This window comes from Prevotella denticola, assembly GCF_900454835.1.
Taxonomy (GTDB): domain Bacteria; phylum Bacteroidota; class Bacteroidia; order Bacteroidales; family Bacteroidaceae; genus Prevotella; species Prevotella denticola.
The window spans coordinates 1209266-1220228 of record NZ_UGTM01000002.1; the positions used below are offsets into that span (position 1 = coordinate 1209266).

General features: G+C 52.8%; 9 protein-coding genes. 7 read left to right on the forward strand and 2 right to left on the reverse strand.

Features of this window, described 5'->3' with window-relative positions; genetic code table 11:
• Positions 1-906 precede the first annotated feature (906 nt).
• Positions 907-1791: a hypothetical protein gene (locus DYH27_RS13180; protein WP_029216380.1), complete on the forward strand. Its 885-nt coding sequence runs from the start codon at positions 907-909 to the stop codon at positions 1789-1791.
• A gap of 259 nt (positions 1792-2050) precedes the next feature.
• On the opposite strand, the gene DYH27_RS13185 is transcribed toward DYH27_RS13180, so the two are convergent.
• The gene (locus DYH27_RS13185) at positions 2051-2569 is read right to left on the reverse strand and encodes a histidine phosphatase family protein (protein ID WP_025067283.1); all 519 of its coding nucleotides are present in this window, start codon (positions 2567-2569) and stop codon (positions 2051-2053) included.
• Between the two features lie 85 nt (positions 2570-2654).
• Here DYH27_RS13185 and DYH27_RS13190 point away from each other — a divergent pair, with 85 nt between their 5' ends.
• Complete coding sequence (locus tag DYH27_RS13190; protein ID WP_025067284.1) at positions 2655-3302, forward strand: HdeD family acid-resistance protein; 648 nt, start codon at positions 2655-2657, stop codon at positions 3300-3302.
• A gap of 2 nt (positions 3303-3304) precedes the next feature.
• Entirely contained in the window at positions 3305-3829 is a 525-nt protein-coding gene (locus tag DYH27_RS13195; RefSeq protein ID WP_029216379.1) for a methylated-DNA--[protein]-cysteine S-methyltransferase, read from the forward strand.
• Between the two features lie 156 nt (positions 3830-3985).
• Here DYH27_RS13195 and DYH27_RS13200 read toward each other — a convergent pair whose 3' ends face one another.
• Positions 3986-4723 carry a nitroreductase family protein gene (locus tag DYH27_RS13200; protein WP_025067285.1) on the reverse strand — a complete coding sequence of 246 codons (738 nt, stop codon included), beginning with the start codon at positions 4721-4723 and terminating at the stop codon, positions 3986-3988.
• A 96-nt stretch (positions 4724-4819) separates the two neighbouring features.
• On the opposite strand from DYH27_RS13200, the gene DYH27_RS13205 reads away from it, so the two are divergent.
• The 4 genes from DYH27_RS13205 (at position 4820) to DYH27_RS13220 (ending at position 10590) form a co-directional block, all read left to right on the forward strand.
• On the forward strand, positions 4820-7417 hold the full coding sequence (locus DYH27_RS13205) for an adenosylcobalamin-dependent ribonucleoside-diphosphate reductase (RefSeq protein ID WP_025067286.1): 2598 nt from the start codon (positions 4820-4822) through the stop codon (positions 7415-7417).
• A 443-nt stretch (positions 7418-7860) separates the two neighbouring features.
• Entirely contained in the window at positions 7861-8235 is a 375-nt protein-coding gene (folB, locus tag DYH27_RS13210; RefSeq protein WP_025067287.1) for a dihydroneopterin aldolase, read from the forward strand.
• 110 nt (positions 8236-8345) lie between these two features.
• Entirely contained in the window at positions 8346-9599 is a 1254-nt protein-coding gene (locus tag DYH27_RS13215; RefSeq protein ID WP_025067288.1) for an N-acetylmuramoyl-L-alanine amidase family protein, read from the forward strand.
• A 10-nt stretch (positions 9600-9609) separates the two neighbouring features.
• On the forward strand, positions 9610-10590 hold the full coding sequence (locus DYH27_RS13220; RefSeq protein WP_025067289.1) for an MlaD family protein: 981 nt from the start codon (positions 9610-9612) through the stop codon (positions 10588-10590).
• Positions 10591-10963 lie beyond the last annotated feature (373 nt).

The following is a 10963-nucleotide window of genomic DNA, read 5'->3' on the forward strand; positions in this document are numbered from 1 at the left end:
TTTTTTCTCGTTTATGACAGACTTTGTTGTAATTTAATGGCGTATGTACTTCGACAGGCTGCTGTATTCGTCCCGAAAGGGCACGGCAGGCATACGGCCATGCACATCTTCTCCTTTTCCAGACGGAACAAAGTGCATTCGGAAAGAGCAGATGGACCGATGACGATACGCCGCCGGAGAATCTGTTTTTCTGCATCGGGCAATGCAGAGGAACATCAGCAACCTGCAGAACTGCTGCACTGCAAAGAAAAAACCATGACGGACTGCCGTTTCCCGGGCCTGCAATATTAGAAACGAACTGTTGCATACCGGTTGGACATCCCTGTAGTTTTTTCGTTCTGTCAGGATATTTCACAAAGGAATCCGGACAGACGCTTATCAGCATTGCAAGCAAGGCCTGATTGAGGGGCAGAAGGGGCTTAGTTGCAGTCCTGACAAGGCCTGATTGCAATGCAACTAAGCCTTTTCCCAACTCCACCACGTAACACGCTGGTTGCCTGATGATTGAAAGAAAGCCTCCAGGCAGTCACGCATATCACCCGGTTTAACTGCCCGCTTATGGTTGTAAATATATTTCACAACATCGGACCGGATAGAAACTGATACGGAATCAGGAGGACGGGGGAAGACGGCTCTTTCCCAATCGGACAAAAAACGGCTGACATACCATAATATATAACAGTCACCGAATAAAGGTGATCCTGCCCCTGCCCTCTCGTCCCGAAGTCAGATGAACCATGAAGAAAGAAGCATCCATGTACCTTTAGGGGATTTCCTCCTACAAGTAGGGAAAATCCCTTTACCAACTCCTCTTTTCTTTGTTCCTTTGCATCGTGAAAGTCAGGAAAACGCTTCCAGAAGCACAGTTTTCCGGCGTACGAACAAGAACAGTTAAAGACAACGATTATGAGAAAGATGGTTCTAACCCTCATCGCATCGCTCATGCTGAGCGCATCAACCAGCGCAATGAGTTATGAGCAGGCCCGAGCACAGGCACTCTTTCTGACCGACAAGATGGCCTATGAGCTGAATCTGACAGAAGAGCAGTATGAAGCTGCCTACGAGATAAACCTCGACTACCTCATGAGCGTCAATACGGTAGACGACCTCTATGGGCCATACTGGTCGCACCGCAACATAGACTTGAGCTATATTCTATACGACTGGCAGTACCGTGCATACGCCGAGGCCGCTTACTTCTACCGCCCGCTGAGGTGGGACGCCGGCTACTGGCACTTCGGCATCTACGCCCGCTATCCACGCCGCGACTATTATTACTTCGGCCGTCCCGGCTTCTACAATGCCTACTGCGGCGCACACAGCTGGCGCATGAACGGAGGCAGAAGCTGGTACAACGGCAGAGACCTCTTCTACGGCAGAGGCTACGGACGGGCGTACGGCATGAGAGACGGCTATCTGCACGGCGACTTCAACGGGGACGGGAACGGTTATTATTATAACGGCAACGCCTACCAGAACGACCGGCCACGCAGCTTCGGCAACCAGCAACGCAGCAACTTCGACGGCCCGCGCAGCAGCCAGTATTATGCCCCCCGTGAGAGCTCGACCCGGACAACGGTGACGCGGCCGAACTACAGCAGCGGATTCGGCGGCAGCAGAAGTTTCGGCAATGCCACAAGAAATTATGAACCCAGCCGCACGTTCAGCGATCCCGGCCGTATGCCAGGCACTCCCAGCCACAGCTTCGGCGGAGCCGCAACCTTCGGTGGAAGCCGGTCGGCCGGCGGAAACGTATCAAACGGAGGCGGCACATTCGGCGGACACAGATAAAGCAGGCCGTGGCCTCGACGACAGAAAGAAAATCGTAAAACAGTCAATAAGGTTTAAATACTAAGCACTAAAAGTCAACAGAAAAAACAAGTAAGACCATTATTGTAATGCAGCCGGAAAGACCATGCACAGGACTGCATTCAGAACAGATTAGAGATGTAACAAAAAGAGAGTTATTTAAATGAAGGAGAGGAGCTTCACGTGATGTGAGGTTCCTTTTCGCTTTTGAAGCAGCCGGATTCACGGAGACAGCAGGGCCTTACAGCTCGAGAATCCTGACCTCGGCATTGCCCATGGGCCTGATTTCTTTCATAGGCTTTCCGTAGTAAACACTCTGGACAGCCTTGTTGATGATACCGTGCCCCACGGCAAGCACTTTCTTGTCGGGGTAATCCGCTTTTATCCATGCAAGGAAATCTGCCGCCCGCTTCTTCAAGGCTTCCAGATTTTCGATGTCGTCAGGCCAGAGGGACGGGTCGTTAAGATGGGACAGGCCGGGGATATATTTCCCTGTAAACGCCCCCCAGTCACGCTCGCGCAGCAGAGGTGTTGTCACGACAGGCTTCCCATGCGGCAGGGCAATCAACTCGCAGGTGTGAATGCTGCGGCGCAGGTCGCTTGCGACAAAGACGTCAATGGGTTCTGCTTTCAGCCTCTCTGCCACTTCCTCCGCCTGCCTGATTCCCGTCTCGTTGAGCTGTCCGGGTGTCTGCCCCTGCATGATGTGATGTGCGTTGTCCACCGTTTCACCATGCCTTACAAGATACAACAAAGTCATAATATCGTCATTTGTGAATGCAAAAATAGTAAAAAGTCAAGGATTGACAGCTTGGAAACAGGGATTATTTTGTATTTTTGTACCCATGAAAGTACTTCAGATTTCAGCCATAAGGGCTATCATCGTATTAGTGACAGGTTTTCTCCTGGTAGAATACCGGGAGGAAACCATGACGTGGATGACCATCACCGTCGGCATTCTCTTCTTTCTCTCCGGACTGGTATCCTGTTTTGTCTACTACATTGAGAGAGAACGGATTGCCAGGAAGACGGAAAAAGAAGAGGCCGGAGACAATACGGCAAAGTCTCCCTCGTACCCTCTCACCGGAATCGGCAGCATGGTTCTGGGCATTATCCTTACCCTCATGCCCCATACCTTCATCACATGGGTGGTCTATATTCTTGCCACCCTGCTCATCCTCGGAGCTGTCAACCAGTTCATGAACCTTGCACGTTCGCGCCAATACGCCCGTGTGCCGGCCTACTACTGGCTGTTCCCGACAGCCATCCTGGCCGTTGCCATACTCGTGATCAGCAAGCCGATTGAGGCGGCAGCACTCCCGCTGCAGGTCATGGGATGGGCACTGATGTGCTACGGCATCATCGAGCTTGTCCTGCTCATCCGTATGCACCACGTGAGAAAAGCATTCGAGAAAGCCGAAGAAGCCGGAATCGTGACAGGCAGCAAGATGGAATCAGACGACATCGAGGATGCCGAAATCGTAGAGGAATAGCCATGCTGTTCCGTCGTTATACATCGCCTATCGGCTGTCTGCTGATCGCCGCGGAGCGGGAAACGCTCACCCATTGTCTGTGGGAAGATGCGACGGATGCTGCATTGACTGCACACTGGACAGAAGACAGGGCTCTCCAATGCCGTCTGCTTACAGAAGCCAGCCGACAGCTGGAAGAATACTTCTCCGGTGCAAGAAAAACGTTTGACCTTCCCATACAGCTGAACGGAACTCCTTTCCAACAGCTCGTATGGCGTACCCTGGCAGAGATTCCATACGGCGAGACGGCAGCATACGCTGAACTGGCAAGGCGCATGGGAAGCAGGAGGGCAGCGCGTGCAGTGGGCAATGCCAACCGCCACAATCCGCTGATGGTCATTCTTCCCTGCCACAGGGTCGTGGGGAGCAACGGAAAAACGGGCGGCTACGCCGGCGGTACGGACAGGAAGATATGGCTGCTGGAGCACGAGAGAGGCAGCGACAGCAGACTGACAGCAACAACAGGCCCCCGCATGAGACGTACATGACGGCTATCGCCAAAGAAAAAAGAAGAACAGGCGGTAACGTACCGATATAACTGTCACTTAACGTACCGATACAACTGTCACTTGCAAATACAGGAAGAGGGAATGTCAAATGTTCAATCCAGCATATTTGACATACCCTCTTTTCCGTATCAACATCTACAGAAAGCCCTGCTGCTTCAACACTTCCAACAGACCTGCCGACATCGACTCATTGTCATGCTTCGTATAACGGAGGTCGGTGAAGACCTGTGCAAGCGTTTCCTTGTGGTTGATCTCTACGAAGTGCCTGTTCTCCTCCAACTGTTCCTTGAACGTGTAAAAGGCATTGATGCGGGCTGGCGTGTAGTCGTCGTAAGTCTCGTCGTGGATGATGCCGTCGATGGGAAGACGGTCCGGCCGGGCGGGATGCTCGTCAGGCCAGCCGAGCGTGATGGTGGCAACGGGCATCACCAGCCGTGGCAGCTGCAAGGCTTCGACAATGTCTCCGGAGTTGTAGAGGGTTGTCCCTAAGAAGCAGGTGCCCAGCCCCTCTTCTTCGGCAAGGTTACAGAATGTCTGGCAATACAGCAGGGCATCAGTGGCCGCATTGAGAAACGACAGGAAATTATCATATCCCGGCGTGGCATTGCGGTTCTCTGCCCATAATGTCGTGCGCCGGAAGTCGGCACAGAAAGTAAGCACGACAGGTGCGCTCTCCACCATGGGCTGGTTGAAATGGGCCGGAGCCAGCCTCCTCTTCCCCTCTGCCTTGCGCGTGATGACGACTGAATAAAGCTGCAGATTGCCCATTGTCGGAGTATGCTCGGCCTGCTCCAACAGCGTTTTCAAAAGGCCCTCCGAGACATCCTTCCGGCTGTACTTCCTTATTGTTCTCCTTGAATTGATTGTTTTCATTCCGTATGGTTTTAGTGATACAAAGTTAAGCAAATGTTTTCTATTTCGGAAAACAATTCGTAACTTCGCAGTCGGAAAATTTCTAAAAAGACAAAGATGGAAACCAATCAGACCTACTCATTTGACGAAGCCTTCCAGACGGCCCTTGCCTATTTCGGCGGCGACGAACTCGCAGCACGTGTATGGGTGAACAAGTATGCCATGAAGGACAGCCTCGGGAATATCTACGAGAAATCACCCGAGCAGATGCATTGGCGAATCGCTGACGAGATTGCCCGCATTGAGCATAAATATAAGAATCCGCTGGCCGCACAGGAGGTGTTCGACCTTCTGGACCATTTCCGCTATATCATCCCGGCAGGCAGTCCGATGACAGGTATCGGCAACCATCATCAGGTAGCCTCGCTGTCCAACTGTTTCGTCATCGGACTGGACGGCGATGCCGATTCCTACGGTGCCATCATGCGCATCGACGAGGAGCAGGTGCAGCTGATGAAACGACGCGGCGGCGTAGGACATGACATGAGCCAGATCCGTCCGAAAGGTTCGCCGGTCAACAACTCCGCCCTGACCTCGACAGGACTTGTCCCGTTCATGGAACGCTACTCCAACAGCACCCGTGAGGTGGCACAGGACGGACGGCGCGGTGCACTGATGCTCTCCGTCAGCATCAAGCATCCGGATTCAGAGGCGTTCATCGATGCGAAAATGGAAGAGGGCAAGGTGACAGGGGCCAACGTGTCGGTGAAAATCACCGACGAGTTCATGCAGGCAGCCATTGCCGACAGACCTTTCGTACAGCAGTTCCCCATTGACGCCCGTGCCCCGATGGTGTCGAAGACCGTTTCGGCCAAGACATTGTGGGGAAAAATCGTACACAACGCATGGAAAAGTGCCGAACCTGGCGTGCTGTTCTGGGACACCATCCTCCGCGAGAGCATCCCCGACTGTTATGCCGACCTTGGCTTCCAGACCGTCTCCACCAATCCCTGCGGCGAGATTCCGCTCTGTCCTTACGACAGCTGCCGCCTGCTCTCGCTGAACCTCTATTCCTATGTCGTTGATCCGTTCACTGACCACGCACACTTCGACTTCGATCTGTTCAGTCGCCATGCACAGCTGGCACAGCGGATCATGGACGATATTGTCGACCTTGAGATGGAGAAGATCGACCTCATCATGGAAAAGATAAAACACGATCCGCAGTCTGAAGAAGTGAAGCATGCCGAGTATCACCTCTGGGAGAAAATCAGGGAGAAAAGCGGGAAAGGACGTCGTACCGGCGTGGGAATCACCGCCGAAGGCGACATGATTGCAGCCATGGGGCTGCGTTACGGCACGCAGGAGGCTACGGACTTCTCCGTCAACGTCCACCGCACACTGGCCCTGAACGCCTACCGCGCATCGGTTACGATGGCGCAGGAGCGTGGAGCTTTCGGGATTTATGATGCAAAACGCGAAGAGAACAATTCGTTCATCAATCGCCTGAAAGAAGCCGATGCCAGGCTCTATGAGGACATGAAGAAGTACGGACGCAGGAACATTGCCTGTCTGACGATAGCACCGACAGGAACCACCTCGCTGATGACGCAGACAACCTCGGGGATAGAACCCGTCTTCATGCCGGTATACAAACGCCGCCGCAAGGTGAACCCCAACGACACGGATGTACACGTCGACTTCGTGGACGAGGTGGGCGACTCCTTCGAGGAATACATTGTCTACCATCATAAGTTCCTGACGTGGATGGAGGTGAACGGCATCGATACCAGGAAACGATACACGCAGGAGGAGATTGACGGACTGGTGAAGCGTTCACCCTATTATAAAGCGACAGCCAACGATGTAGACTGGCTGATGAAAGTGCGTATGCAGGGAGCCGTCCAGAAATGGGTGGACCATTCCATTTCCGTGACGGTAAACCTGCCGAACCAGGTGGATGAGGAACTTGTCAACAAGCTCTACGTAGAGGCTTGGCGCAGCGGCTGCAAGGGATGTACCATCTACCGTGACGGCAGCCGGTCGGGCGTGATGATCTCCGTTTCCAAGAAAGACAAGAAGCCGGAGAAACCCGCCGATGAAGAAAAAGCAAAAGACCTCAACTCTGCCGAAGAGCACCATACGCACATCATGGAGCGTCCGCAGGTGACGGAGATACGTCCGAAAGAACTCGACTGTGATGTCGTACGCTTCCAGAACAACAAAGAGAAATGGGTGGCATTCGTCGGTCTGCTGGACGGCTATCCCTACGAAATCTTCACGGGTCTGCAGGACGACGAGGAGGGCATTGCCCTGCCGAAGAGCGTCACCAAGGGGAAAATCATCAAGCAGACAGCCGAGGACGGGAGTCACCGTTACGACTTCCAGTTCGAGAACAAACGCGGCTATAAGACGACAGTCGAGGGTTTGTCCGAGAAATTCAATCCGGAATACTGGAACTATGCGAAGCTCATATCGGGTGTCTTGCGCTACCGTATGCCGATTGACCATGTCATCAAGCTCGTCGGTTCGCTGCAGCTGAAGAGCGAGAGCATCAACACATGGAAGAACGGCGTTGAACGTGCCCTGAAGAAGTATGTCACCGACGGTACAAAGGCCTCCGGACAGAAATGTCCTGTCTGCGGGCAGGAGACGCTCGTCTACCAGGAGGGCTGTCTGATCTGTACCAACTGCGGTGCTTCACGCTGTGGATAAACAAGACGGAGGCATCCCATAATGGCCATGACTGGCAACCAGCAGGGACAGACGACCTACGCTGCGGGCAGACGGGAATTCCCGTGTTCCTACATTGGGGATTCATGACATACCTTCAGAGGAATATGTCCATTCTGTCTTCAGTGCCGGAGTGAACGGTTGCCGGCCCGCCTGCGGACGCTGAGAGTCGGACCCGCTACATAAACAGAATGCCCCAACCGATCGGGAAGGATGTCCCCAAGGGCCGGGAGCAGGATTCCCGACCGGTTGGGAAGGATGTTCCCGACTGGTCGGGAATATGCCCCGGTCTGGGAAAATGCAGCAAACGTGAGGCCGGGGCATGGCGAATGGGCTCTTGGCTGACAAAAAGCCGGAAAGGACACATCACTCACAGAGTAACATTTACAAAGAAAGCCAGCTGGAACGCTGCCTCCAAGATCATGATGGAATTAATGACAAGCTATATACTCCTGCAAGGTCTCCGCTTCCACGCATACATCGGCGTAGGAGAACAGGAGCGACAGGTGGGGAACGATTACGTGCTCGACCTGCGGCTGGGTTATCCCTTCGCAGGCGCAATGCTGAGCGACGAAGTGGCCGACACGCTGAACTATGCCGAGGTTTTCGGTGCTGTCAGCGAGATAATGCAGAAGCCGGCAAAGCTGCTGGAGACCGCAGCCGGCACCATCGCCCGAGAACTGTTCCGCCGATTTCCGAAAACTGAAAGCATCGACCTGAAACTCGTGAAACTCAATCCGCCGATGGGGGCCGACTGCAACGGTGCAGGCGTTGAACTGCACTTCTGCCAGATGCGTTGAATTACCGGATCCGGTACGTTCTGCCGATTACTTAATAAATGATAAAACCGCCAAACAGAGCCTTGGTTTCCCGAGGAAAAGCCGTACCTTTGCTTCCTAAATAATTAAGTATGCTTAAGAAAATAACGGTTTTCTTTGTTTTCTTTATCTTGTCCGCAACTGTATCATGGGCTGCGAACGGACGGTTCACACTTGTTATTGATGCCGGGCACGGCGGACATGATGCCGGTGCCCTCGGTGCTTTCTCGAAAGAGAAGGACATCAACCTGAACGTTGCCCTTGCCTTCGGCCGATATGTCGAGCAGAACCTGCCCGACGTGAATGTAATCTACACCCGCAGACGTGATGTCTTCATTCCGCTGCACCAGCGTGCTGACATTGCCAACAAGGCAAAGGCAGACCTGTTCATCTCCGTCCACACCAATTCCGTTGTGCCAGGCCATTATGCCAAGGGCTTTCAGGTTTACACACTGGGTATGCACCGTGCGAAGGACAACCTGGACGTTGCCATGCGCGAGAACTCCGTCATCTCGATGGAAGCAGGATACCAGCAGACTTACCAGGGCTTCGACCCGAAATCGTCGGAAAGCTATATCATGTTCGAGTTCATGCAGAATGCGAACATGGAGAAGAGCGTCGAACTGGCACGGCTGATACAGAACTCTGTCTGTACGTCTGCCGGCCGCATCGACAAAGGCGTACACCAGGCTGGGTTTCTCGTCCTCAGAGAAAGTTATATGCCGAGCTGCCTGATAGAGCTGGGCTTTATCACTGCGGCGGACGAAGAAGAATACCTGAACTCCCCGGAAGGAATCGATGCGATGGCAAGAGGAATCTATGAAGCCTTCGTGAAGTACAAGAATATGTACGATACGCATATCGTAGTGCCTTTCCGTGCTGCTGACAACAAAAAGATCAGTGTCGGACGCGCCATCCCCACCCCTCCGCCCGGCAGTCTCCATCCTGTTGCTCCCGGCAGCGGCACACGTCAGATGCGAAAGGCAGCCCCGGCAGGCACACAGAAGCCCGCACAGAAGAAAGACAGCCAGCCCCGGAAGAAGGGCGCTGCGGCCGAGGTCCAGAAAGATGCTCCCCTATTCAAGGTTCAGGTGTTCGCCACCAACCGGCAGATGAGGCCGGGCTGCGAACAGTTCCGCGGGCACACAGACATTGAATGCATACAGGAGGGAGGACTGTACAAATATACCATCGGCAACAGTACGAATTACAATGAAATGGCCCGGCTGCGCGAGAAGCTGAAGAAAGACTTTCCACAGGCTTTCGTGATTGCATATAAGAACGGCAACCGCATAGACACCAACCAGGCCATCGGCGAGTTTCTGAAAAATAAAAAGAAAAAGTAAATTGACAAATATGAATAAAGTTTTCACCCCGCAGGTAAAGATTGCCCTAGTGGCAATACTTGCTGTTGTTGTACTGTTCTTCGGAATGCAGTTTCTGAAAGGGTTGTCATTCTTTTCAACTGACACACGCTACCAGATGAAATTCAGCGACATTACCGGGCTATCCACCTCTACGCCGGTATACGCCAACGGATTCAAGGTCGGTGCGGTCAAGAGCATCGAATACAACTATGCCCGACCGGGGGATGCCGTCAACGTCGGCGTTGATATCGACAAAGACATGAACATCCCGGAGGGTACCACCGCAGAAATCGTCAGCGACCTCATGGGCAATGTAAAAGTCGTGCTGGTGTTCGGCAAGAGCAGCAGGATGCTGGCCGAGAACGGCGTGATTGACGGCCGTATCAACGACGGTACACTGGGTGACATGAAGAGCATGGTCCCCCCGCTGCAGAAAATGCTGCCGAAACTGGACAGCATCCTCGCCAGTGTGAACATGCTTCTGGCCGACCCGGCGATAAAGGGCTCCCTGCACAACGTGAACCTGATCACCTCCAACCTGACCACCTCAACCCATGAACTGAACCGGCTGCTGGCACAGGCAAACAGCTCGCTGCCGCTCCTGACCGCCAATGCCGGCAGGGTGATGGACAATGCCAACGGAATGATGAAGAATGCCAATGGCGGCATCACCGAAGCACGTGGAGCCATCCGAGGGGCAAAAGGAATGCTTGAAACACTGAATGGAAAAGTCAACGGCATTGACGTACAGGGAACTATGACCAAAGTGAACACCACTCTGGAGCATCTGAATACGCTCACAGCCAAATTAAACAGCAATGAAGGGACGATGGGACTGCTGATGAACGACCCGTCGCTGTACAACAACCTCAACACCACGGTACGTTCCGCAGACAGTCTCCTCAACAATATCAAGACACATCCGAAACGCTATGTACACTTCTCTCTCTTCGGCAGAAAGAACAAATAATTTAAATATCGTCTAAATAGTCGGCCTCATGTTTCACACACGGGGAAAGAAGAGGGAAGCATTTTGTGTATCAGTCTTTTTGCATTCATCCGGAGGTTGTTTCACCTGATCTGCTGATGCAGGCAATAAACATTCTGAACCTCTTGTTTATCAGAAGCTTGGAATTATGCAACCGAAGAATCAAGCAAGATCGGGAGAGAATAGACGCAAAGTACACAGAAATAGTCCTTTACGGAGATTATCTTATTATTCCATTGTTTGTGGAGCATATATACTTTGTAAAAAAATTGCTATCTTTGCAGGAGAAAATTCACTGGGGATAGTCGGTAACCCGCTAATCCGCAGAAAGGCATAAGAAATTAAATAACCCGTC

Bases quoted from the DNA above. Each gene is read 5' to 3' on its own strand.
- DYH27_RS13180 (WP_029216380.1), top strand. From the start codon at position 907: ATGAGAAAGATGGTTCTAACCCTCATCGCATCGCTCATGCTGAGCGCA.
- DYH27_RS13185 (WP_025067283.1), bottom strand. From the start codon at position 2,569: ATGACTTTGTTGTATCTTGTAAGGCATGGTGAAACGGTGGACAACGCA.
- DYH27_RS13190 (WP_025067284.1), top strand. From the start codon at position 2,655: ATGAAAGTACTTCAGATTTCAGCCATAAGGGCTATCATCGTATTAGTG.
- DYH27_RS13195 (WP_029216379.1), top strand. From the start codon at position 3,305: ATGCTGTTCCGTCGTTATACATCGCCTATCGGCTGTCTGCTGATCGCC.
- DYH27_RS13200 (WP_025067285.1), bottom strand. From the start codon at position 4,723: ATGAAAACAATCAATTCAAGGAGAACAATAAGGAAGTACAGCCGGAAG.
- DYH27_RS13205 (WP_025067286.1), top strand. From the start codon at position 4,820: ATGGAAACCAATCAGACCTACTCATTTGACGAAGCCTTCCAGACGGCC.
- folB (WP_025067287.1), top strand. From the start codon at position 7,861: ATGGAATTAATGACAAGCTATATACTCCTGCAAGGTCTCCGCTTCCAC.
- DYH27_RS13215 (WP_025067288.1), top strand. From the start codon at position 8,346: ATGCTTAAGAAAATAACGGTTTTCTTTGTTTTCTTTATCTTGTCCGCA.
- DYH27_RS13220 (WP_025067289.1), top strand. From the start codon at position 9,610: ATGAATAAAGTTTTCACCCCGCAGGTAAAGATTGCCCTAGTGGCAATA.